Genomic DNA, 22596 nt, shown 5'->3' with positions numbered 1-22596 from the left:
GGATGCGAGGATGACGACGTGGCGGAAAACCTCTGGTTCTGGATCATCCTGGTGGTCGTCGTCCTGCTGGCGATCCTCCTCATCAGCGGTCTGGTCTTCGCCCGCAAGCGGCGGATCAGCCTGACCGAGGCGGAGCAGGAGCGCGAGAGCAAGCCGCCGAGAGGTGGCGGCTACCAGGCGGGCGGCGGCATCGCCCTGGCGCCTGGTGGTCGGAAGACCGAGACGGCCGAACCGCCCGAGCACCCCGCCGGTGAGCGCACCGAGGTGGACGGTCAGCCCGGCGTCGGCGACGACGCCTCCGTGCCGCGGGACGCGCCGCGCCGCGGCATCGTCGACGTGGGCCTGCCGGAGGCGCAGGCGCCCGCGCCGGAGACCGAAGTCCCGTCGGTGCCGCCGCCCACCGAGACGCCCGCTTCGCCGCCGGTCACCGAGGCGCCGCAGGTCCCGGCCGCGCGCGAGCCGGTCGCCGTCGAGGAGCCGGAACCGGTCTCGGGGCGGATCGAGCGGCTGCGCGGACGGCTGTCGAAGTCCCGGTCGATGTTCGGGCAGAGCCTGCTGGGTCTGCTCGGCGCGGGTGACCTGGACGAGGATTCGTGGCAGGACGTCGAGGACACGCTGCTGATGGCGGACCTGGGCGCGTCGACGACCACGGAGATCGTCGAGACGTTGCGGTCCGAGCTGACCGCGCGCGCGGTACGCACGTCGGCGGAGGCGCGCACGGTGCTCAAGACCGTGCTGACCGACGCGCTGCACCCGGACTGGGACCGCTCGGTGCGGGCGTTGGCGCACACCGTGGACGGGACGAAACAGCCCGCGGTCGTGCTGGTCGCCGGCGTCAACGGCACCGGCAAGACCACCACGACGGGCAAGCTCGCGCGGGTGCTGGTCGCCCAGGGCAGCGAGGTCCTGCTCGGCGCGGCGGACACCTTCCGTGCCGCGGCGGCCGACCAGCTCCAGACGTGGTCGGAGCGCGTCGGGGCGGAGGTCGTGCGCGGCAGGGAGGGCGCCGATCCGGCGTCGGTCGCGTTCGACTCGGTCAAGCGCGGCGTGGACGCGGGTGTGGACGCGGTCCTGATCGACACGGCGGGCCGCCTGCACACCAAGACGGGCCTGATGGACGAGCTCGGCAAGGTCAAGCGGGTCGTCGAGAAGCAGGCCAAGGTGGATGAGGTGCTGCTCGTGCTCGACGCGACGACCGGGCAGAACGGCCTGATGCAGGCCCGGGTGTTCCGCGAGGTCGTGGACGTCACGGGCATCGTGCTGACCAAGCTCGACGGCACCGCCAAGGGTGGCATCGTGTTCCAGGTGCAGCGGGAACTCGGGGTGCCGGTGAAGCTCGTCGGACTGGGCGAGGGGCCTGACGACCTGGCGCCGTTCGAGCCCTCCGCGTTCGTGGACGCCCTGCTCGGTTGATCTTTTCACCCCGGCGGGTGAGGCAAACCTAAACGCTGTACAAGATCGCTCGAAGTCGCCAGTCTGTGGAGGCGCGCGCCTGGGGAGGTGGCGCGCCTTCTTCATGACTGGGGGTTGAGGGATGACGGGCTTCGGAGCCGTCCCCGATGAGCTGCGCCGGACCGCGAGCGCGATCGGTGACGTGGTGTCGGGTGTCGCGGGTGTGGCGTTCCACGGGCCGAGCGGCGACTACGGGCACGCGGGTGTCCAGGCGGGCTGGACCGAGTTCCTGGGCGAGATGGAGGCGCGGCTGAAGAAGCTGCGGGCCAAGGCGGAGGAACACGGCGAGAACCTGCGGGTGGCCGCGGGCGTCTACCAGGAGTCCGACGGCGAGGCGGGCCGGTCGCTCGGTAGCATCGGCGAACTGATCGGCGAAGCGGGTGACCCGATCGGCGGCACGGTCGGCGGCGGTTTCGCCGGTGGCCGCGCCGGTACGGCCAGGCATGACGGAGGCTTCGCGGGAGTCCAGGCGACCGGCGGCGCTCCGGTCGAATCCGCCGGGTTCATGAGCCCGGAGCGGTCCCGCGAACTGTTCCCCGAGAGCATCGCCGACCGTCTCGACCCCGACGACGAGCGGACCTACTGATGGCCGCCGGACTCGGACAGTCGACCAACCCCAAGGACCTCATTCCCGGCGAGCCGGAGTCGATCGCGAACGACCTCCGCGAGCTGGTCTCCGGCATCGACCAGATCGGCGTCACCGGCGACGGCCTCGGTGCCCTCACGCCGGCGCAGTGGAGCGGCGCGGCGGCCGAGGCATTCCGGGCGGCGTTCGGTGCGGAGCCGCCCCGGTGGCTGGAGACGGCGAACCTCCTCGGCCGCGGCGGCCAGTCGCTCGCCGACTTCGGCGACGCGCTGACCTGGGCGCAGTCCGAGGCGCAGCGCGCCATCGAGATGTACACCGAGGCACAGGCGGCCTCGCGGACCGCGGCAGCGCAGTACGACGAGCAGTCCGCGCTGGCACAGGCCGCGGGTCGGATTCTGGCGCCGTTCCAGGATCCGGGCGCCTCACTCGCGCGGGAAGCCCAGTCGGTGCTCGACTACGCGCGCTCCCACGTCGCCGAGATCGGGGGGCTGGTGGCGGCTGCGTTCGACATGGAGCCCGACGGCGAAGGCGGATTCACCAAAGACCCTCAGCGACAAGAGTCGTGACCCCCGTAAGCCCAAGGAGTTCACGTGGGGCAGCCAGTCCGAGGGCATGCTCGGCGACCGGATCGGCGACACCCTCGAAGCGCTCGGGTTCGATCTGTCGGAACAGACGGTCAGTGCCTCGGCGAGCACCGAACTGTTCGGGGGCAGCCTGGACGGCTCGTTCGAGTCCGGTGTGCTGTCCGGTTCCGGGAAGCTCGAAGGCTCGGTGCTCGGGGCCGGTGTCTCGGCTTCGTCGAGCGTCAACGCGCTCGGCATGACCGGAGCCGCGAGCGCGGAGGCGTACCTGGCGAAGGGGAGCGCGGAGGGTGAGGTCAAGCTCGGTGACCACGCGGGCCTGTCGGGTCGTGGCGAGGCCGAGGTAGGCGCGAGCGCGAACGCCCAGGGCAGCATCGGGCTCACCGGGATGCAGGGCAGCGTGGGTGCCTTCGCCGGCGGCCGCCTCGGCGGCGACGCGTCCCCCGAGGTCGCGGGGCTGAGCGCGGGTGTGCACGGCGAACTCCGGGCGGGCCTCGGTGCCGACGCGAGTGGCCAGTTCGGTATGGGCGACGACGGGAAGTTCCACCTCGATGCCTCGCTCGGCCTCAGTGTCGGGATCGGCGGCGAGATCGGCTTCGACGTCGCGATCGATCCACAGGAGGTCGTGGACACTGTGACCGACGTGGCCGACGACGTCGCCGACATCGCTGCCGACGTCGGCAACAGTGTGGCGGACGCGGCGGACGCGGTCGTGGACTTCCTGTTCTGAAGGAGAATTCGTGGTAGCCGCCCTTCCCGTGCCGATCCAGTTCTCGCTCCCCGAGGGCTGGCAGTCGGTGCCACCGCACGAGGTCAACGCGGACGAGGCCGCGTTCGTCGCGCTGCGGCCGCCCGCGCGCAAGGGGTTCACCCCCAACATCACGATCAGCGGCAGCCTGCACCCCAGCGACGTCGAGCTGACCCAGCTGGCCGACGCCGCGTTCGAGCGGCTGCGCAGGGGAGCGCCCGACGCGCAGCTCGGCCGTCGCAAGGAGGCGGGCTCGGCGACCGGTCCGGGCCTGACCCAGGCCGTGCGCCTGTCGTTGCTGCTGGACGGCGAACCGCGGCAGGTGGTGCAGCTCCAGGTGTTCCTCGGGATCAGGGACACCCGGAACGCGAGCCGGTACGCGGTACTCCAGCTCGTGCTCAGCGCGCTGGCGGAGCAGTTCGACGAGGTGGTCGGGGACTTCCAGAAGTTCCTGTCCACGATCCGGCCGGAGGAGGCCCGATGAGCGAGTTCGCCCAGCAGTTGTTGCGCCGCATCGAGGCGATCGACACGGCCGCTGCCGACAGCCGGCGCCGCGCCGAGGTCTATCAACGGATGAGCGGCGAGCTGAAGGATGTCAGCGCGAAGGCGGTGTCGCCCGACGGGGCGGTCACGGTCGTCGCCGGAGCGGGCGGCGAGGTCAAGACCTTGCTGTTCAGCGACCGGATCCGCGAGGTGACGCCCGCGGCGTTGGCTGCCATGGTCATGCACACCCTCGGTGTCGCCAGGGCGGCCGCGGCCAGGCAACAGGCGGAGGTCGTGCGGCGCGGGCTCGGCGACACCGAGCACCTCGACCGTGTGCTCGACGCGGACGAGAAGACGTTCGGTGACGAGCGGCCCGCTCATCCGGGTCCGGCGCCGGTCCCGGTCCCCCGGCATGAGGAGGAGCCGGCCGGGCCCGCCGACCGGCTGTTCGACGAGCAGCCTCCCGTTCCGCCGGCCCCGGCCCCGGCCCCGGTTCCGATTCCGGTGCCGCCTCGCGCTCCGGTGACGCGTCGTCCGGCGGCCCGGGACGACGAGCCCTTCGAGGAGACGGACCTCTTCGCGGACGGTGGCCGGTGAGCCCGCTCGCGATCGTCGCGATCGCGGTCGGCGGAGCGGTGCTCCTGTTCGCACCGATCATCTGGCTGTCCCTGTGGCTCCGGCGCCGTGAAGCCGCGGTCGCCGAGGTGGCGCTCGGGAGGCTGCGGGAGGAGCTGCCCCGTCGCGGGTGGACCTACACCGAGCAGGACGATTCGTTCGCCGAGCTGTACAACCGTCAGCACGAGGAGTTCTGGAGTCCGCAGCAGAGCCAGTTCTGGCGGCCGAACCAGCCCGAGTGGCAGTCCGGCTACGTTCACCAGGTGCCGGACGCGCTGGAGGTGCCCTTCGTCCGGCCGCCGCGGGCGGACAGCGCGCGGCACGTGGTCGCGGGCACGCACCGCGGCAGGCCGTTCGTCGCGGCGACGTTGCGTGTCCACTACCGCCGTCACCAGTTCACGCAGCTCTGCGTCTGGGTCCGTACGCCCGTGTCACGCCCGCCGGTCTACGTCCGGCCGACCGTGGGCCTGGTCAGCCGGATCAACGCGGCCATCGGGCAGGGCGACTTCCGCACCGGCAATGTCGCCTTCGACGACCGGTTCGACGTCAACGGCCCCGACGAGCGGTTCCTGGCCTTCGCGCTCAGCCCGCCCCTGGCCGACTTCCTGCTGACCGACCAGCGCAAGTCCCGCGGTTTCACGCTGTTCGCGGACCATGCCGACGCCTTCGACACCATCCGCGACCACCGCGACCCCGCCGAGCTGATCCCGGCGCTCGACCTGCGCTGCGACATCCTCGACCGCATCCCGACCGCCGCCTGGGCCTAGGAGAACCACGATGATCCGCACCGCGCTCGTCGCGTGTGTCGCCACGTTCCTGCTCACCGGGTGCTCGGTGCAGGTCGGGACGGTCGGCTCACTGAGCCAGGAGACCGTCGAGCAGGGCATTTCAGACGCCTTGTTGACGGAGATCGGTCACCGGCCGGACGGGGTCGACTGCCCGGATCCACTGGACGCGAAGGCGGGCAAGAGCACGCGGTGCGTGCTGACCGACCAGGGCATGCGCGTCGGTGTCACGGCGACGGTCACCGACGTCCAAGGCGGCACCGCGAACTACCACGTCCAGGTCGACAACGAGCCCTTGCCGTCCAGCGGCTGGTTCGGCTGAGTCAGGCGCTTTCCGCCAGGTGTGTCGACAGCGTCGCTGCGGTGGCCTGGACCAGTGGGGCGATCCGGGAGACCGCGTCCTTCGTCAGACGACCCTCGGGGCCGGACACCGAGACCGCCGCGGGGGCCGGTGTGCCGGTCAGCGGGACGGCGATGCAGCGGACTCCCAGTTCCTGTTCGCTCTCGTCGACCGCGTAGCCCTCGGCCGCGACCTGCGCCAGGTGTGCGAGTAGCGCGTCGGCGTCGGTGAAGGTGTGGGTGGTGAACGCGGGCATGCCCGTCCGCTCCAGCAGCGCGCGCACGTCCTCGGCGGGCAGCTGCGACAGGATCGCCTTCCCGACACCCGTCCCGTGCGGCAGCACCCGGCGGCCGACCTCGGTGAACATCCGCATCGAGTGCTTCGACGGCACCTGCGACACGTAGACCACCTCGTCCCGCTCCAGGACCGCCAGGTTCGCCGTCTCACCGGTCGCCTCGACCAGTTCGGCCAGCAGTGGGCGTGCCCAGGTGCCGAACTGCATGCTCGCGTTCTCGCCCAACCGGATGAGACGCGCGCCCAGGGCATACCTCCGGTTGGTGTTCTGCCGGACGTAACCGAGCTGCACGAGCGTGCGGATCAGCCGGTGGATCGTGGGCATCGGCAGCCCCGACGTGGCCGCCAGCTCCGACAGGCTCGCCTCGCCCCCGGTGTCGGCCAGCCGTTCGAGCAGCTCGAAGGCACGCCGCAGTGACTGGACCCCGCCGTCGCGTCCCACCTTCTCCTCGGCCACCGCGTCTCCTCACATTGAGCTTCCGCTATGCAGAAACTATAGTCCGAGATGTAAAAAACCGAACCGCAAGTTCTTACTGGGAGTGTTCCGCATGGCTGACGTCCAGGTGCTCGGCGGCTCCGTCGAGCGAGGCGACGAGATCCTGACCCCGGAGGCGCTGGACTTCCTCGCCGGGCTGCACCAGAACTTCGCGGCCCGCCGTGACGAGCTGCTCGCAGCACGCGCGAAGCGGCGTGAGGAGGCCAAGCGCACCGGCCGACTGGACTTCCTCCCCGAGACCAGGGAGATCCGCGAGGGCGACTGGCAGGTCGCCGAGGCGCCGCCCGCCCTGCGTGACCGCCGCGTCGAGATCACCGGCCCGACCGAGCGCAAGATGACGATCAACGCCCTCAACTCGGGCGCCAAGGTGTGGCTGGCCGACTTCGAGGACGCCAACACCCCGCACTGGGGCAACGTCGTCGGCGGCCAGGTCAATCTGCACGACGCGATCCGCGGCACCATCGAGCTGGACTCGAACGGCAAGCACTACGCCCTCAAGGAGGGCATCGAGCACGCCACCATCGTCGTGCGGCCCCGCGGCTGGCACCTCGACGAGCACAACCTGACCTTCGACGGCCGCAAGGGCGTCGGCGCGCTGGTCGACTTCGGGCTGTACTTCTTCCACAACGTCCGCGCGCTGCTTGCGGGCGACAAGGGGCCCTACTTCTACCTGCCGAAGATGGAGAGCCACCTCGAAGCGCGGCTGTGGAACGACGTGTTCAGCCACGCTGAGAAGGAGCTGGGCATCGAGCACGGCACCGTGCGCGCCACCGTCCTGATCGAGACCATCCCGGCCGCGTTCGAGATGGAGGAGATCCTCTACGAGCTGCGCGAGCACGCCTCGGGTCTCAACGCGGGGCGCTGGGACTACCTGTTCAGCGTCATCAAGTACTTCCGCGACGCGGGCGAGAAGTTCGTGCTGCCCGACCGCAACAGCGTCACCATGACCGCGCCGTTCATGCGCGCCTACACCGAACTGCTGGTGCGCACCTGCCACAAGCGCGGCGCGTTCGCGATCGGCGGCATGGCCGCGTTCATCCCGAGCAAGGACCCCGAGGTCAACGAGAACGCCTCGAAGAAGGTCCACGCCGACAAGGCGCGCGAGGCGAACGACGGGTTCGACGGTTCGTGGGTCGCGCACCCGGGCATGGTCGGGCTGTGCAAGGAGGAGTTCGACAAGGTCCTCGGCGACAAGCCGAACCAGCTCGACCGGCTGCGTGAGGACGTGTCGGTGACCGCCGACCAGCTGCTCGACGTCGCGGCCACCGAGGGTGGCGCCACCGAGGCCGGCCTGCGTGCCGCGGTCGACGTCGGCGTGCGCTACATCGCGTCCTGGCTGGGCGGCAACGGCGCGGCGGGCATCCACAACTTGATGGAGGACGCCGCGACCGCGGAGATCTCGCGATCGCAGATCTGGCAGTGGGTGCAGAACGGCACACAGCTCGACAACGGCCAGAAGGTCACGCGTGAGCTGGTCCGGTCGGTGCTGGACGAGGTGCGCAAGGAGCTCGACGGCGAGGTTCCCGCCGACCTGCTGAACCCGGCCGTCGAGGTGTTCGAGGAGGTCGCGCTCGCCGACGAGTTCGTCGACTTCCTCACGCTGCCCGCGTACGAGCGGATCAAGTAGCCGTGGACGGCAGGCTCACCGGGGACGTCTACGCGGGCATCGACGCCCGGCTGTCCGAAGTGGACGCGCGCGTCGAGTCCCGCTACCCCGGTGAGCCCGCCGGTCGGCAGCCGGTGCACACGGTCTACGTGCCGGCGCACCGGTATGTTCCCGGCCTGGTCGCGCGCTGGGGCGAGCAGGCGCGGGCGGTGTTCGACTCGGACGGCGCGGCGCTGGGGCTCGATCCGGCGGTCGCGGAACGGGTGCGGCGCAAGCTGGTCACCGAGCCGGTCGAGGACCTGCGCATCGACTTCGAGGACGGCTACGGGAGCCCCGGCGACTCCGCGGAGGACGACGCGGCGTTGGCTTGCGGGCGAGTGCTGGCCGAAAACCCGGCGACGCCGTTCTCCGGTATCCGGTTCAAGAGCTTCGAGCGCGCGACCCGGCGGCGCGGCATCCGGACCCTGGACCTGTTCCTGTCCGGCCTGCTGGAGCACGGGAAGCTGCCCGCCGGGTTCGTCGTCACGCTGCCGAAGGTGACGGCGGTGGAGCAGGTCGGCGCGGCCGCCGAGGTGCTGGGGCACCTGGAGACGGCGTACTCGCTGCCCGCCCGAACGCTGCGGTTCGAGGTGCAGATCGAAACCTCGCAGTCCATCGTGGACGGTGACGGCCGGATCGCGGTGGCCCGGATCGTGCAGGCCGCCGAAGGGCGCTGCAGCGGGCTGCACTACGGCACCTACGACTACAGCGCCGGTCTCGGCATCGCCGCGGGGTACCAGAGCATGGAGCACCCGGCGGCCGATTTCGCGAAGTCGTTCATGCAGGTCAGCGCGGCGGGAACGGGCGTGCGGCTCTCCGACGGCTCGACGAACAGGCTTCCGGTGGCTCAGGCGCTGGTCCCGGCGTGGCGCGAGCATCTGCGCCTCGTCCGGCGGTCCCTGGAGCGCGGCTTCTACCAGGGCTGGGACCTGCACCCGCACCAGTTGCCCACCCGCTTCGCCGCGACGTACGGCTTCTTCCGCGACGGACTGGCGGCGGCCGCCGGCCGGCTCCGGGACTACGCGGCGCGGGTGGACAGCGGAGTGCTCGACGAGCCCGCGACCGCGCGGGCGTTGGCGGGTTTCCTGTTGCGCGGCCTGGACTGCGGCGCCGTCGCCGGGGACGAGCTCACCGGCCTGACCCGCACGCAGTTGGAGTCCTACACCCGCTTCCGCGGCTGAGTGCCGGGCAACGCCGTTTCGGTGCGCAGAGCCCGCAGCGTGTCGAGTTCGCGGTCGATGTCGCGTCGCTTGGTCTCCAGGCGTTCGACCTCCTGGGCGAGCAACTGCTCGAGGGCGCCGGTGCGCTCCTCGGGCGGTGCCTCCAGGCAGGGGAGCAGCTCGTTGATGGTGGTGCTGCTCAGTCCCGCGGCGAACAGGTGCTGGATCAGGACGACCCGTTCGACCATGGAACCGTCGAAGTCACGCCACCCGCCGGGCGTGCGCCTGGAGCGGATGAGCCCCTGCTCCTCGTAGTACCGCAGGGACCGCGTGCTGACGCCGCCGGCGTCCGCGAGTTCACCGATGCGCATGAGACCTCCTCCGCCGGGTCCATTCTTGCAGTTGACACCGGTGTGAAGTTTCACCATCAAGGGGTCGCGCCCACCAGGGGTGCCCCGACCTGAGGAACCCGTCATGCACTGGCTCTACCTCGGCATCGCCGTGGTCTTCGAGATCACCGTCGCCGTCTCCGCGGGCAAGGCCCAGGGCTTCACCCGGCCCGGCTGGACCGCCGCCACGCTCGTCAGCGGCGGAATCGCCACCTACCTCCTCAGCCTGGCGCTGCTGACCTTCGACGTCGGCGTCGGTTACGCGATCTGGACCTCCGTGGCCGGCGTCGGGATCGTCGTCCTCGGCGCCGTCCTCTTCGGCCAGCGGCTCGACTGGCGCAAGCTCCTCGGCATCGTCGCCGTCATCGCCGGGGTCGCCGGTCTCCAGCTCACCGGAGCGGCGTGATGGCCGCCGCGAACACCACCGCCCGGGCCTGGCTCGTGCTCCTCCTCGCCGGAGTCTTCGAGGTCGGCTACGCCCTTTCCGTGGGAGGCAGCCAGGGCTTCACGGTGCTCTCCTGGTCGCTCGTCGCGGGCGTCTTCTTTCTCCTGACACTGTTCGCCCTGAGCCTCGCCCTGCGCACCATCGACGTCGGTATCGCCTATGCGGTGTGGGCCGGGATCGGCGCCGTCGGAGCCGCACTGCTCGGCCCGCTCTTCTTCGCCGAGACCCTCACCCCGGCCAAGGCCTTCTGGCTGGCCGTGATCATCGGCGGTGTCGTGTGGCTCAAGCTCGCCGACCGCCCGGCCCCGGTCAGGCGAGGAAGTCCGCCAGGACAGCGGTGAGCTTCGCGGGAGCGTCTTCCTGCAGCAGGTGCCCGGCGCCGGGGAACCGCTGCAGGGAGGCGCCCGGGATGCGGGTCGCCAGTGCCTCGCCGCGCTCGACCGGCAGCCACGAGTCCGCCTCGCCCCAGCACACCCGCACCGGCAGGTCCATCGAACCCAGCAGCGGCTCGATCTCGTCGGTGTAGCGCTCGTCGGCCTGGGCGATCTGCCGGTAGAACGCCGCCTGGCCGGTCTCGCCGAGCCACGGCGCCACCAGCGCGTCCAGCACGTCCGCGCGCAGACCGCATCCCGAAGCGGTGCCGACGTACTCGCGTACCAGCGCCGCGTGCAGGTGGGGCGGCAACTGCTCGAACACCGCCGCGTTCTCGCGCACGAGGCGGAAGAACGGCGAACCCCACGGGGCGACCGCGACGGCGTCCACGAGGGCGAGCCGCCGGTACCGGGCGCCGTGCAGCAGGTGTGCCCGCAACGCGACCGCGCCGCCGAAGTCGTGCGCGACCACCGACGGCGACTCCAAGCCCCAGTGCTCCAGCAGCGCAGCGAAGACCGCGCCCTGCGCCCCCAGTGACACGTCCTGCCCGTTGCGCATCTCGGATCGCCCGTACCCCGGCATGTCCCACACGAACACCTCGTGCCGCCCGGCCAGCGCGGCCGCGATGTCGCGCCACACGAACGACGAAAACGGCGTGCCGTGCAGCAGGACCACGGGCGAACCCGAGCCGGTCCGCGACCAGCGCACGGTTCCGCTCGACGTCTCGAACTCCTCCATGCCGGAGACGTTACCATCTAACCCAGTTAGACGGTAACCAGCAGGGCGAGGTACACGTCGACCTGCGTGACGAAGTCGTTCAGGTCCACGCCCAGCAGCTCCGAAGCCCGCGCGATCCGGTACCGCAACGTGTTGACGTGGACGTGCAGTGCCCGCGCCGCGACCGTCGGCGAGCTGGAGCACTCGAGGTACACCCGCACGGTGTGCACGAGGTCCGTGCCCTGCGCGGCGTCGTAGGCGAGCAGCGGCCCCAGCACTCGCGCGCGCACCGTCCGCCGCAGCTCGTCGGGGGCGCCGGCGGCGAGGAGCTGGTGCACGGCGATGTCCTCGCCCGCCACCAGTTCGATCCGCCCGCCGCGCCGCCCGGCCAGCTCCACCGCGTGCCGGGCCTCCTGTGCCGCGCCACGCAGACCGTCCACCGACGCCGGTCCGCCCGAACCCAGGTGGAACCGTGACAGTGAGATCAGCCGGTCCGCCTGTGCCAGTGCATCGGCCGCCGCGCCCATCCAGTTCCCCGGCTCCACCACCAGCGCGTACGCGTCCTCCCCGACGGCACCGACCACCGGACGTGCTTCGGCGACCAGTTCGGCCAGCACGTCGGCCGCCAGCGCCGCCCCGTCGTCGGGCGCGCGGGCCAGCAGCACGTGGATCTCGGCGTCCTCGGGCAGACCGGACGCGGCGAACGCCTCCGCGACCGGGCCGCCTTCGGCCACCGCGTGCAGCAACGGTTCCGCGGAACGGCCCGACATCCGCCGCACCTGGTCCAGTCGTGCGCGGGCGAGACGCACCAGTTCGGCGAGTTCGCCCGCCAGCGCGCCCGGTTCGGGATGCCCGACGGCCAGCAGCCACGGCACCGCGAAGCTTCCGCCCACCGGCAGCACCGCGCACCCGTCGTGCACGGAAACTTCCTGTCCCGGCACGAAGTTCGCCACCAGATCGCCGCCCGGTGGTTCCGCTGTCCCGGCGACCAGCCGTCCCGTTCCGGACAGCACCCAGCACGGCGCACCCAGTTCGATCGCGCCCTGCCGCAGCAGCGCGGGCAGCGAGACGTCCTCGGTGGCGGCCGACAGCAAGCGCTTGCGGGCACCACCCGGCTCCCGTCCGCGCGCCGCGGCCAGCTCCAGCACCACGCGCTCGGTGATCACCGCGAACGACAGGTCGGGCGGCACCTCCAGCAGCGGGATGCGGTGCTGCGCGCACGCGTGCACCACGTCCTGCGGGATACCGCCGGTGTCCGCACCGGACGCGGCGAGCGCGGCGACCCCTGCCCGCGCCAGCGCGGCGACGAACGGTCCGGCGTCGCCCGGTCCGCGCCACCACAGCAGTCCGCTCAGCACGACCTCGCCCGCCGAGACGTAGCGGCTCGGGTCGGGCAGTTCGGTCACGTAGATCCGGGAGACCTCGCGGCCGAGCGCCCCGGCACCGGTGCGCAGCCGCATCCGCAGTTCCGGGATCTCCAGCAGAGTTTTCACGGTCGTCATCGCTGTTGTAGGAAAGCACAACCGGAGCGCGCCAGGGGGCTGCCGGTTCGTACTGAGCCGCCGTTGCCGATCCCGGTGCGCCGGGCGTCTACTGCTGGGATGGAATTCCTGCGACCGGCGACCCTCGCCGAGGCGCTCGCCGCGAAGGCCGGGCGTCCGGACGCCGTGCCCTTGGCCGGTGGCACGGATGTCATGGTCGAGCTGAACTTCGATCACCGCCGTCCGGGCGCGCTGCTCGATCTGACGCGCATTTCGGAGCTGCGCGAGTGGACCACCGACGGGCCGTCGATCCGGCTCGGCGCGGGTGTTCCCTACACCCGGCTGATCACCGAGCTGGGTGACAGGCTGCCCGCGCTCGCGATGGCGTCACGGACCGTCGGGTCGCCGCAGATCCGCAACCGCGGGACGGTCGGCGGGAACCTGGGCGCGGCTTCGCCCGCCGGGGACACGCATCCGGTGCTGTTGGCCACCGGCGCGCGCGTCGAGGCCGCCTCGGTGCGTGGCACGCGGATGATCGACGCGGGCGAGTTCTACGTCGGCGTCAAGAAGCACAGCCTGGAACCGGATGAGCTGATCGTCGCGGTGCACCTGCCGGTCGCCACCGCGCCGCAGCAGTTCGCGAAGGTCGGCACGCGCAACGCGATGGTCATCGCGGTCTGCTCGTTCGCCGTCGTGCTCGATCCGGAGAACCGGCGGGCCGGTGCGGCGATCGGCTCCGCGGCGCCCACCCCACGGCATGCGACCGACGCCGAAGAGTTCCTGGCAGGCGAGCTGCCGTGGGACGCGCCGGTGCCGTTGCGGGACTCGGTGAAACGGCGTTTCGGCGAACTCGTCGCTTCCGCGGCGGCGCCGATCGACGACGTGCGCGGCACCGCGGAGTACCGCGAGCACGCGCTGGCGGTGCTCGCCCGCCGCACGCTCGGCTGGGCCTGGCAGGACTACCTCGGAAGTGAGCGGACATGCGCGTGAACGTGACGGTCAACGGCGAGGCCCGCGAGGCCGACGACGTGTGGGAGGGCGAGAGCCTGCTCTACCTGCTGCGGGAACGGCTCGGTCTGCCCGGATCGAAGAACGCCTGTGAGCAGGGCGAATGCGGGTCCTGCACGGTCTACCTCGACGGCACGCCGGTGTGCGCCTGCCTGGTCGCGGCCGGTCAGGTGGAGGGCCGGGAGGTTCGCACGGTGGAGGGGCTGGCGCGGGGAGACCGGCTCGATCCGGTGCAGCAGTCCTTTGTGGACGCAGGTGCGGTGCAATGCGGCTTCTGCACGCCCGGTCTGGTGGTCGCCGCGCACGATCTGCTCGCCCGGGTGCCGGAACCCAGCGACGAGGAGATCCGCGAGGCGCTGGCCGGGAACCTGTGCCGCTGCACCGGGTACGAGAAGATCCTCGACGCGGTGCGGGCGGTGGCACGATGACGCTGATCCTGGAGAACGCCGCGGTCGCGACCGTCGACGCCGAGGGCACCGAGTACCGCAACGGGCACGTCGTGATCGACGGCGACACCATCACCGCGGTCGGCAACGGCCCGGCGATCGTGCCGGGCGAGCGCGTCGACCTGAGCGGTTGCCTGGTCACGCCGGGGCTGGTCAACACCCATCACCACCTCTACCAGTGGGCCACTCGCGGCCTCGCGCCCGACGCCACGCTGTTCGAGTGGCTGGTCCACCTGTACCCGGTCTGGGGGCGGCTCGACGCGGACATCACGCACGCCGCCGCCACCGCGGGCATGGCGCACCTGGCGATGACCGGCTGCACGACGGTCGCCGACCACCACTACGTCTTCCCACGCGACGCGGGCGACCAGATCGCGGCGCTGGTCGAGGCGGCAGGCCGGATCGGAATCCGAGCGCATCTCGTCCGCGGCTCGATGGACCGCGGCGAGTCCGACGGCGGCCTGCCCCCGGACAACCTGGTGGAAACCACCGAGGACGCGTTGCTGGGCACCGAAGCGGCCATCGACGCCCACCACGACGCCTCGCCCGGCGCGCGCATCCGGATCGCCGCCGGACCGTGCTCACCCTTCACGGTGAGCGAGGAGCTGATGCGCCAGGCCGCGGAACTGGCCCGGCGCAAGGGGGTCCGGCTGCACACCCACCTCGCCGAGACGCTGGACGAGGAGAAGCAGTGCCTCGCCGAGAACGGGTGCACCCCCGCCGAGTATGCGGATCAGCTGGGCTGGCTCGGCGAGGACGTGTGGTTCGCCCACACCGTGCACCTGGAGAAGGCCGCGATCCGGCGGATGGGCGCGACCCGCACCGGCTCCGCGCACTGCCCGACGTCGAACGGGCGGCTGGGCACCGGGATCGCCCCGGTCCGGGACCTGCTCGACGCGGGCGCGCCGGTCGGACTGGGCGTCGACGGCGCGGCGTCCAACGAGTCCGCCGGGCTCGGCGAGGAGCTGCACCAGGCGTTGCTGCAGGCGCGGCAGCGCGGCGGTCCGACCGCGCTGACCGTCCGGGAAGCGTTGTGGATGGGCACGATGGGCGGCGCGCGGTGCCTCGGACGGGACGGTGAACTGGGTTCGATCGAGCGCGGCAAGCTCGCCGACCTCGCGGTGTGGGACCTGAACGGCCTGCGGTACGCCGGTATCGAGGATCCGGTGGCCGCGCTCGTGCTCGGCGCGACGCCGTCGCTGAGGCTGCTCCTCTCCGGTGGCCGCACGGTCGTCGCCGACGGGGAGTTGCGCACCGACGACGAGCCGGCGATCGCGCGTGATCTGGCCGCGGCGAGCAGGAGGTTGCGATGACGACGTCGGTCGAGCGCACCACCACGGCGGGCGGGATCGGCGCCAGCCCGCGCCGCCCGGACGGGATCGTGAAGGTACGCGGCGAGTTCGCGTACTCCTCCGACCTGTGGCACGAGGACATGGTGTGGGGCGTGACGCTGCGCAGCCCGCATCCGCACGCGCGCATCACCGGCATCGACCTGACCGAGGCGCTGCGGGTGCCCGGCGTCGAGGCCGTGCTGACCCACGAGGACGTGCCGGGGGTGAACCGGTACGGGCTGGAGCACCCGGACCAGCCCGTCCTGGCCGTCGACGTGGTGCGATACCAGGGCGAACCGGTCGCGCTCGTGGCGGCCGATCACCCGGAGACCGCGCGCCGGGCGATGAAACGCATCCGCGTCGACTACGAGGTGCTGGAACCCGTCACCGACGCCGAAGCAGCCGTGCGCGGGGACGGGCCGTTGGTCCACCCGAACGGCAACGTCGTCCGGCATGTGCCGGTGCGACGAGGTGACCACTCGCGCGGCGCCGAGGTGGTGGTCTCGGGCGTCTACGAAGTGGGGATGCAGGATCAGGCCTTCCTCGGTCCCGAGTCCGGGCTCGCTGTTCCGGCCGGGGACGGTGGCGTCGACCTGTACGTCGCGACGCAGTGGCTGCACGTCGACCAGCGGCAGATCGTGGCCGCGCTAGGGCTCCCCGAGGACAGGGTGCGGCTCACGCTCGGCGGGGTCGGCGGCGCGTTCGGCGGGCGTGAGGACCTGTCCATCCAGGTGCACGCGTGCCTGCTCGCGCTGCGCACCGGCAAACCGGTGAAGATGGTCTACAACCGCGAGGAATCGTTCTACGGTCACGTGCACCGGCACCCGGCGAAGATGTACTACGAGCACGGCGCCGACCGCGACGGGAAACTCGTCTACGTCAAGGCGAAGCTCTACCTCGACGGCGGTGCGTACGCGTCGTCGACGGGCGCGGTCGTCGCGAACGCCGCGACGCTGGGTGTGGGCCCGTACGACGTCGACAACGTCGAGGTCGACTGCTGGGGCGCGTACACGAACAACCCGCCCTGCGGCGCGATGCGCGGGTTCGGCGCGGTGCAGGCCGCGTTCGCCTATGAGTCCCAACTGGACAAGCTCGCCGCGGCGTGCGGTCTGGACCCGGTGGAGGTGCGGGTCCGCAACGCGATGAGCGAGGGATCGCGCATGCCGACCGGGCAGATCGTCGACTCGGCCGCACCGGTCGCGGAGCTGCTCCACAGGCTGGCCGCGAAACCGCTGCCGCCGCAGCCGTCCGGCGAACGCGATCTGCGGACGCTGCCGGGCGGCGTTTCGAACACGACCCACGGCGAGGGCGTGGTGCGCGGGGTCGGTTACGCCGTCGGGATCAAGAACATCTGCTTCTCCGAGGGCTTCGACGACTACTCGACCGCGCGCGTGCAGCTGCGGGTGGCCGGGGACGAGGCGGCGGCGACGGTCCGGACCGCGGCGTGCGAGGTCGGGCAGGGCCTGGTGACGGTGCTGCAGCAGATCGTGCGGACCGAGCTGGGTGTGGAGCAGGTCGCGATCCTGCCGATGGACACCTCGATCGGCAACGCGGGTTCGACCTCGGCGTCCCGCCAGACGTACGTGACCGGGGGAGCGGTGCGCGCGGCATGCCTGGCGGTGCGGGCGGCGCTGGTCGAGCGGGTGGGTTCGCCCGATCTGGAACTGACCGGCGGCAAGCTGGTGTCCCGCCGCGACGGTGTGCTCGCCGACCTGGTGGACGTGCTCGGCGACGACGTGCTCGACGAGACGGTCGAGTGGCGGCACCGGCCGACCGACGTGCTCGATCCGGAGACCGGCGCCGGGAACGCCCACGTGCAGTACGGTTTCGCGGCGCACCGGGCGGTCGTGGACGTGGACACCGAGCTGGGCCTGGTGAAGGTGGTCGCGCTGGACTGCGCCCAGGACGTGGGGCGGGCGCTGAACCCGCAGGCCGTGCTGGGCCAGATCCACGGCGGATCGGCGCAGGGGCTCGGCCTGGCGGTAATGGAGGAGATCCAGACGCACGAGGGGAAGATCCGGAACCCGTCGTTCACCGACTACCTGATCCCGACGGTGCTCGACATGCCCCCGATGGACGTCGACGTGCTGGAACTGGCCGACCCCCACGCCCCCTACGGCCTGCGCGGCGTCGGCGAGCCCCCGACGATTTCCTCCACACCGGCGATCGTGGCCGCGATCCGCGCGGCGACGGGGAAGGAACTGCCGCGCGTGCCGGTGCGGCCGGAGCACATCGTCAGCTGAGCTCGCCGGGTGCGCGGTGCCGGCCGAACATGACGAACACCCCGCCCTTGTCGTCGTAGGTGTTGGGCACCAGCCGCGGTTCCGTGTGCAGGGAATCGAGGAGGTCCTCGTTGAACAGCACGGTTTCGAGCAGCATCCGGTCCCGCGCGTGTGCCTCGTCGCCGAACCACAGACCGATGATCTCGCCACCGGATGTCCGCACCCTGGCGAAGTTCCCGCCGTCACCCCTCGGTGGAGCGGCTCCGGCGTGCTGTCCGCTGACCAGGTCGTCCTCGCCGAGGGGCGGTGAGATCAGCACGCAGCCGTCGTTGGCCGCGCTCGCGACCCGTGCCGTTCCGTCCGGGAGGGCGATGCCCACGAGCGCGTTGATCGTCGCGCCGCCCATCTCCGGATCGCCGAACGCGGGCCCGTGCCGGTTGACCGGAGCGGTGAGCGCGTCCGGCCGCAGCGGATCCCACAGTTGCACGCCGCAGTCGTGGTGCTCCCGGAAGGCCGCGGCGACGACCTGGCGCGAACCCAGCGACACCGGCGCGAGCTTCTTGAACGGCGCGTTCAGCTCACCCCGGGCGGTGCGCCCGCCGGTCCGCAGGTCCCACACCTCGATCCCGCGCCGCGCCGTCACGGCGAGCTGGGAGCCGAAGGTCGTCAGCACGTTGCGTTCGAGTTCGCCGAACGGGGCGGACCGCTGCCGCCATGACGGCCCCTGCTGTTCCCACAGCTCGGTGGTGGCGAAGTACCGCATGGCGATGAACCCGGCCGTGTCGCCGAAGCGAACTCCGGCCAGCTCGTGGACCTGATCGGCGTCGGGGCCGCGCGGCTGCGGAGGATGGTCCGACGCGAACACCTGCCGACCGGTCGCCGGGTCGACCACCCGCACCGCGTCGGCGTCCGCGATCACGATCAGCCGCGGCTCCGCGGGAACGACCGCGAGCGCCGACGTCCGGTTCCCCGTGAGCGACCGTGGTCGGTACCCCGCCTCGCCCATCCGGCGCGGATCCCAGAGCGTGACGCCGTCCGCACCACAACACGCCAGCGCCCAGTCGCCGTCGCCGAGCTCGACCGCGGCGAGGCCACGGACCCCGCTGCTGTCGGCCGTGACGGGACCGGCGAGCTGTTCGCCGGTCCCGGGGTCCCACAGCAGCACCGCGCCCTCGGCGTCGCCGCTGGCCAGCAGCACCCCGTCGGCGGTCGGCACGGTTGTCAGGCAGTGCACGCTCGCGTCGTGTCCGCACAGCTCGAAGCCGCTGTCCGGTGAGGTGCGGCGCCGGCGGAACGGGTTGCGCATGCCTGCTTCCTACCAGTCACCGTCCGGAACCGGAAGCGGCTGCCAGTTCGCGGGCCATCGCGACGGCGGCCTCGCCCGCGACGGCCAGTGGTTCGACGTCCCGCAGCGACCGGCTCAGCACGAAAGCCCCCTCCAGGCTCGTGATCACCGCGATCGTCAACCGGCGGGACGCGTCCTCCGTCAGGCCGAACCGGGTGAAGGCCGCGGTCCCGGTCGAGATCCACGCCCCGAAGACGTCGGCCGTCGCGCGGCGCAGGGTGTCGTTGGTGCTGGCCACCTCCAGCGCCACGGTCGCGATCGGGCAGGCGTCCGCGTAGTCCGTCTCCCGCAGTGTCACCGCCGCCGCGGCGAACGCCTGTTCCAGACCGGTCACCAGGTCCGGCGCCGGCGCGATCAGCAGGTCGAACAGCTTCGCGTACTCCATGCCCGAGGTGCGGATGACCTCCTCGGCCAGCTGTTCCTTGCCGCCGGGGAAGAAGTGGTAGAGCGAGCCGAACGGCGCGCTCGCCTCGCTGACGATCTGCTTGAGCCCGGTGCCGGTGTAGCCGTTGCGCCGGAACAGCTCCGCGCTGGCCGCCAGGATGCGTTCCTTGGTGTTGCCCACGGACCCGATCCTAGCTACTCTGCCGCTAGAGCGATCTATCAAATTGGGGGCGTGACCATGCCCGAGATCGAACTGTCCGCGGGCCCGATCGAGTACACCGACACCGGCGGCGACGGACCGGTGATCGTGTTCCTGCACGGCCTGACCATCGACAACACGGTGTGGCGCAAGGTCGTTCCCGGCCTCGGCGGCTACCGCTGCGTCCTGCCGAACTGGCCGCTCGGCGCACACAAGAAACCGATGAAACCGGACGCGGACCTGTCGCTGCGCGGGCAGGTCCGGTTGCTGGCCGAGTTCCTGGAGAGGCTCGACCTGCACGAGGTGACCCTGGTGCTCAACGACTGGGGCGGCGCGCAATTCCTGATCTCCGAGGGGTCGGCCGATCGGGTCGCGCGCCTGGTCCTCGTGGCGTGCGAGGCGTTCGACAACTTCCCGCCGGGGCTGTCCGGGCGCATGCTCGTCCGGGTCGGCCGGATTCCCGGCGCGTTCAGGGTGATGCTGCACCTGCTGAAGTTCCGGTTCGTGCAGCGCGCGCCCGGTTCGTGGGGGTGGATGAGCCGGACACCGGTGCCGCCCGAGGTGATGGACGGCTGGTTCGGCCCGGCCCGCGAGAACCCGGAAATCCTGCGCGACACGTTGAAGTACGGCCTCGCGACGCCCCCGAAGCAGACGCTGCTGGAGTGGACCGGCAAGCTCCGCGCGTTCACCGGGCCGGTGCTCGTGGTGTGGGCGAAGCAGGACAAGCTCATGCCCCGCGAGCACGGGCGGCGGCTGGCGGACCTGTTCCCGGACGGCAGGCTCGTCGAGGTCGACGACAGCTACACGCTGGTGCCCGAGGACCAGCCGGAGCTGCTCACGACCCTGTTGCGGGAGTTCGTTCCCGCCGCGAGCCGAAAACCAGGTTGAGCACCACGGCCACCACGCAGCCGGCGCTGATGCCGGAGTCGAGCACCGTCTGCACGGCCGACGGGAAGTGCGCGTAGAACTCCGGCGCGGCGATCGGGATGATGCCCACGCCGAGCGCGGCCGCCACGATCGTCACGTTCGCCGGCCGGTCGAACGCGGCTGTGGACAGGGTCCGGATGCCGCTGACCGCGACGCTGCCGAACAGCACCAGCCCGGCCCCGCCGAGCACCGGTTGCGGCACCAGCGCGACCACGCCACCGGCGACCGGGAACAGGCCGAGCAGCACCAGGACCGCTCCGCACGCGGCTACCACGTACCGGCTGAACATGCGGGTCAGCGCGACCAGCCCGACGTTCTGCGCGAACGCGGTGCAGGCGAACCCGCCGAAGACCGTGGACACCGCGGTGGCGACACCGTCCGCGCGCAGACCGTCGGCGAGCGTGCGTTGGGTGGTCGGGCGCCCGACGACCTCGCCGAGCGCCAGCATGTCCGCCGTGCTCTCGGCCATGATCACGAGCATCACGATCGCGATGGAGATGATGGCGGCGATGTCGAAGGCCGGGGTGCCGAAGTGGAACGGGCTCGCGACGCCGAACGCGGGCGCCTCACGGAAGGTCGACGTGTCGACCTCGCCCAGCGGCCACGCGACGAGCGTGCCGGCGACCAGCCCGAGCAGTAGCGCGATCCGGCTCCAGAAACCGGGCAGGAACCGGTTGAACGCGAGCACCGCCAGCAGCGTGAGCGCGGCGAGCAGGATGCCGTGCCCGTCCGCGGAGTCCTGCTGGTTCGAGATCCACTGGATCGCCACCGGCAGCAGCGAAATCCCGATGAGGGTGATCACCGTGCCGGTCACCAGCGGCGGGAAGAACCGGGTGAGGCGCGAGAAGAACGGTGCGGCGAGGACGATCAGGGCGGCACCGATGAGGGTCGCGCCGTAGACGACGCCGAGCGCGTTCTGGGACCCGTGCTGCGACACGATTGCCATCACCGGGGCGACATTGGCGAACGTGACGCCGTTGACCAGTGGCAGCCGCGCCCCGAACCGCCACACGCCGAGGGTTTGCAGCAGCGTCGCCAGGCCCGCGGTGAACAGGCTGGCGCTGATCAGCAGGCTCAGCTGACCGCCGGTGAGCCCGACCGCCGCCCCGATGATCAACGGCGGCGCGACGACGCCCGCGTACATCGCGGCGACATGCTGCACGCCGCCGACGATCAGTTGGAGTGCTGGGGGTCTGCGGTCGACGGGATGAACTTCGGACGCTGGGGCGGCGGTCGTGGTCACGCGGTTCTCCCAACTGCGTGGGGGTTACTGCCATGCGGAGCCGCAGTCCTCGGCTTCCTCGCGGAGGACGGTGCCTTCGATGAGGCCGTAGGGACGGTCGGCGGCGTGGAAGACCTCATTGTCGTTGGTGAGCCCGAACGGGCTGAGGTCGACCACGAAGTGGTGCTTGTTCGGCATCGACAGCCGGATCTCGGCCACTTCGGTGCGTTCTTCGAGGACCGCCGCGCCCATCGCGTACAGCGTCTGCTGCAGCGACAGGCTGTGTTTGGTCGCGAAAGTCTCCAGCAGGATCCGCCGGATCTCGGCGAAACTCGTGCGCCAGTCGATGTCCGCGCCCTGGTACCGCCACCGCGCGGTGACCGCGGTGGCCAGGATGCGGTCGTCGGTTTCGGCCAGTGTCGTGTACTCGTCGCGTGGGAAGCCGTGGAACTCCGAGCCCGCGGACTTGAGCACCACCAGGTCACGCAGGCCGGACACGACCCAGCTGCGGTCGCCGTCGATGGTCACCACCGTCGTGCGTTTTTCCTCGCCGCCGCGGGAGAAGGCGTGGTCGTGCGGGTGGCCGTCGACCGGGATGCGGTCCCAGCCGTGTTCGTCGATCGTGACGCGGGCGCCGGTGATCTGCCGGAACGAGCTGACGAAGTGGCGTCCCAGGCGCAGCGCGAAGTCCTCGATCTCGCCGACCGGGCTTTGCTTGGCGAAGGCGTAGACGGTGTTCTTCTGCGTGTCGGTGGCGACCACGTCGGAGTTGTCGCCGGTCAGGTGCGTGGCGGCGAGATCGCCGCGCAGCGCGGTCGACACCGTGAGGTCCTTGAGGTGGTGCGTTTCGCCGGTGCGGGTCACCGTGACCAGACGGACCTCGGCCTTGCCGTACTGGTTGGGGCCCAGCGTGATCGCCATGG

The 22596-nt window shown here is 71.4% G+C and carries 25 protein-coding genes; 17 read left to right on the top strand and 8 right to left on the bottom strand.

The annotated features are described in order from the left end of the window. Positions 1-18 precede the first annotated feature (18 nt). The 8 genes from ftsY (at position 19) to HNR02_RS01265 (ending at position 5572) form a co-directional block, all read left to right on the top strand. Positions 19-1413, top strand: a complete 1395-nt coding sequence (gene ftsY / locus HNR02_RS01300; RefSeq protein WP_179771402.1) for a signal recognition particle-docking protein FtsY — start codon at positions 19-21, stop codon at positions 1411-1413. Between the two features lie 121 nt (positions 1414-1534). Continuing rightward, the gene (locus tag HNR02_RS01295; protein WP_179771401.1) at positions 1535-2038 is read left to right on the top strand and encodes a WXG100 family type VII secretion target; all 504 of its coding nucleotides are present in this window, start codon (positions 1535-1537) and stop codon (positions 2036-2038) included. After that, positions 2038-2604, top strand: coding sequence for a putative T7SS-secreted protein (locus HNR02_RS01290; protein WP_179771400.1), 567 nt, complete (start codon positions 2038-2040; stop codon positions 2602-2604). The genes HNR02_RS01295 and HNR02_RS01290 overlap by 1 nt, the downstream gene beginning before the upstream one ends. Before the next feature lie 46 nt (positions 2605-2650). Then, a complete protein-coding gene (locus tag HNR02_RS01285; protein WP_179771399.1) occupies positions 2651-3349 on the top strand; it encodes a hypothetical protein in 699 nt (232 codons plus the stop codon). A gap of 10 nt (positions 3350-3359) precedes the next feature. Further along, positions 3360-3851 carry a hypothetical protein gene (locus HNR02_RS01280; RefSeq protein WP_179771398.1) on the top strand — a complete coding sequence of 164 codons (492 nt, stop codon included), beginning with the start codon at positions 3360-3362 and terminating at the stop codon, positions 3849-3851. Beyond that, complete coding sequence (locus HNR02_RS01275; RefSeq protein WP_179771397.1) at positions 3848-4447, top strand: YbaB/EbfC family nucleoid-associated protein; 600 nt, start codon at positions 3848-3850, stop codon at positions 4445-4447. Before HNR02_RS01280 ends, HNR02_RS01275 begins: the two co-directional genes overlap by 4 nt. Next, positions 4444-5232, top strand: a complete 789-nt coding sequence (locus tag HNR02_RS01270; protein ID WP_179771396.1) for a hypothetical protein — start codon at positions 4444-4446, stop codon at positions 5230-5232. The genes HNR02_RS01275 and HNR02_RS01270 overlap by 4 nt, the downstream gene beginning before the upstream one ends. A gap of 10 nt (positions 5233-5242) precedes the next feature. Beyond that, positions 5243-5572 carry a DUF4333 domain-containing protein gene (locus tag HNR02_RS01265; protein ID WP_179771395.1) on the top strand — a complete coding sequence of 110 codons (330 nt, stop codon included), beginning with the start codon at positions 5243-5245 and terminating at the stop codon, positions 5570-5572. A gap of 1 nt (position 5573) precedes the next feature. Here the strand turns inward: HNR02_RS01265 and HNR02_RS01260 are convergent, their stop codons facing one another. After that, complete coding sequence (locus tag HNR02_RS01260) at positions 5574-6341, bottom strand: IclR family transcriptional regulator (RefSeq protein WP_179771394.1); 768 nt, start codon at positions 6339-6341, stop codon at positions 5574-5576. Positions 6342-6432: 91 nt separating this feature from the next. Between HNR02_RS01260 and aceB the strand changes: the two genes are divergently transcribed. Together aceB and HNR02_RS01250 are read left to right on the top strand one after the other, a co-directional pair. Beyond that, positions 6433-8007 carry a malate synthase A gene (gene aceB / locus HNR02_RS01255; RefSeq protein ID WP_179771393.1) on the top strand — a complete coding sequence of 525 codons (1575 nt, stop codon included), beginning with the start codon at positions 6433-6435 and terminating at the stop codon, positions 8005-8007. Between the two features lie 2 nt (positions 8008-8009). Continuing rightward, entirely contained in the window at positions 8010-9206 is a 1197-nt protein-coding gene (locus HNR02_RS01250; protein WP_179771392.1) for a DUF6986 family protein, read from the top strand. On the opposite strand, the gene HNR02_RS01245 is transcribed toward HNR02_RS01250, so the two are convergent. Then, on the bottom strand, positions 9185-9556 hold the full coding sequence (locus tag HNR02_RS01245) for a MerR family transcriptional regulator (protein ID WP_179771391.1): 372 nt from the start codon (positions 9554-9556) through the stop codon (positions 9185-9187). The genes HNR02_RS01250 and HNR02_RS01245 overlap by 22 nt on opposite strands. A gap of 103 nt (positions 9557-9659) precedes the next feature. On the opposite strand from HNR02_RS01245, the gene HNR02_RS01240 reads away from it, so the two are divergent. Together HNR02_RS01240 and HNR02_RS01235 are read left to right on the top strand one after the other, a co-directional pair. After that, positions 9660-9980 carry a DMT family transporter gene (locus HNR02_RS01240; protein WP_179771390.1) on the top strand — a complete coding sequence of 107 codons (321 nt, stop codon included), beginning with the start codon at positions 9660-9662 and terminating at the stop codon, positions 9978-9980. After that, positions 9980-10360 carry a DMT family transporter gene (locus HNR02_RS01235; RefSeq protein WP_179771389.1) on the top strand — a complete coding sequence of 127 codons (381 nt, stop codon included), beginning with the start codon at positions 9980-9982 and terminating at the stop codon, positions 10358-10360. Before HNR02_RS01240 ends, HNR02_RS01235 begins: the two co-directional genes overlap by 1 nt. Here HNR02_RS01235 and HNR02_RS01230 read toward each other — a convergent pair. Beyond that, complete coding sequence (locus tag HNR02_RS01230; RefSeq protein ID WP_179771388.1) at positions 10329-11129, bottom strand: alpha/beta fold hydrolase; 801 nt, start codon at positions 11127-11129, stop codon at positions 10329-10331. The genes HNR02_RS01235 and HNR02_RS01230 overlap by 32 nt on opposite strands. A gap of 26 nt (positions 11130-11155) precedes the next feature. Beyond that, positions 11156-12610, bottom strand: a complete 1455-nt coding sequence (locus tag HNR02_RS01225) for a helix-turn-helix domain-containing protein (protein WP_179771387.1) — start codon at positions 12608-12610, stop codon at positions 11156-11158. Between the two features lie 99 nt (positions 12611-12709). On the opposite strand from HNR02_RS01225, the gene HNR02_RS01220 reads away from it, so the two are divergent. Genes HNR02_RS01220 through pucD form a run of 4 tightly spaced genes read left to right on the top strand, consistent with a single transcriptional unit; the run spans position 12710 to position 17617 of the window. Further along, positions 12710-13579: an FAD binding domain-containing protein gene (locus tag HNR02_RS01220; protein ID WP_179771386.1), complete on the top strand. Its 870-nt coding sequence runs from the start codon at positions 12710-12712 to the stop codon at positions 13577-13579. Continuing rightward, complete coding sequence (locus HNR02_RS01215; protein ID WP_179771385.1) at positions 13570-14025, top strand: (2Fe-2S)-binding protein; 456 nt, start codon at positions 13570-13572, stop codon at positions 14023-14025. Before HNR02_RS01220 ends, HNR02_RS01215 begins: the two co-directional genes overlap by 10 nt. After that, the gene (locus tag HNR02_RS01210) at positions 14022-15356 is read left to right on the top strand and encodes an 8-oxoguanine deaminase (RefSeq protein ID WP_179771384.1); all 1335 of its coding nucleotides are present in this window, start codon (positions 14022-14024) and stop codon (positions 15354-15356) included. The genes HNR02_RS01215 and HNR02_RS01210 overlap by 4 nt, the downstream gene beginning before the upstream one ends. Beyond that, on the top strand, positions 15353-17617 hold the full coding sequence (gene pucD, locus HNR02_RS01205; protein WP_179771383.1) for a xanthine dehydrogenase subunit D: 2265 nt from the start codon (positions 15353-15355) through the stop codon (positions 17615-17617). Before HNR02_RS01210 ends, pucD begins: the two co-directional genes overlap by 4 nt. On the opposite strand, the gene HNR02_RS01200 is transcribed toward pucD, so the two are convergent. Both HNR02_RS01200 and HNR02_RS01195 read right to left on the bottom strand, forming a co-directional pair. Continuing rightward, positions 17610-18902, bottom strand: coding sequence for a WD40 repeat domain-containing protein (locus HNR02_RS01200; protein ID WP_179771382.1), 1293 nt, complete (start codon positions 18900-18902; stop codon positions 17610-17612). The genes pucD and HNR02_RS01200 overlap by 8 nt on opposite strands. A gap of 16 nt (positions 18903-18918) precedes the next feature. Next, on the bottom strand, positions 18919-19506 hold the full coding sequence (locus HNR02_RS01195) for a TetR/AcrR family transcriptional regulator (RefSeq protein WP_179771381.1): 588 nt from the start codon (positions 19504-19506) through the stop codon (positions 18919-18921). Positions 19507-19563: 57 nt separating this feature from the next. On the opposite strand from HNR02_RS01195, the gene HNR02_RS01190 reads away from it, so the two are divergent. Continuing rightward, complete coding sequence (locus HNR02_RS01190; RefSeq protein ID WP_179775643.1) at positions 19564-20412, top strand: alpha/beta fold hydrolase; 849 nt, start codon at positions 19564-19566, stop codon at positions 20410-20412. On the opposite strand, the gene HNR02_RS01185 is transcribed toward HNR02_RS01190, so the two are convergent. Next, positions 20360-21694: a nucleobase:cation symporter-2 family protein gene (locus tag HNR02_RS01185; protein WP_179771380.1), complete on the bottom strand. Its 1335-nt coding sequence runs from the start codon at positions 21692-21694 to the stop codon at positions 20360-20362. The two genes, HNR02_RS01190 and HNR02_RS01185, sit on opposite strands and share 53 nt — an antisense overlap. Positions 21695-21718: 24 nt before the next feature. Next, complete coding sequence (pucL, locus tag HNR02_RS01180; RefSeq protein ID WP_179771379.1) at positions 21719-22594, bottom strand: factor-independent urate hydroxylase; 876 nt, start codon at positions 22592-22594, stop codon at positions 21719-21721. Positions 22595-22596 lie beyond the last annotated feature (2 nt).

The sequence above is a fragment of the Amycolatopsis endophytica genome (assembly GCF_013410405.1).
Classification (GTDB): Bacteria; Actinomycetota; Actinomycetes; order Mycobacteriales; family Pseudonocardiaceae; genus Amycolatopsis_E; species Amycolatopsis_E endophytica.
The sequence above is the reverse complement of the archived record's forward strand: the minus strand, read 5'-3'. Positions and strand labels throughout refer to the sequence as shown.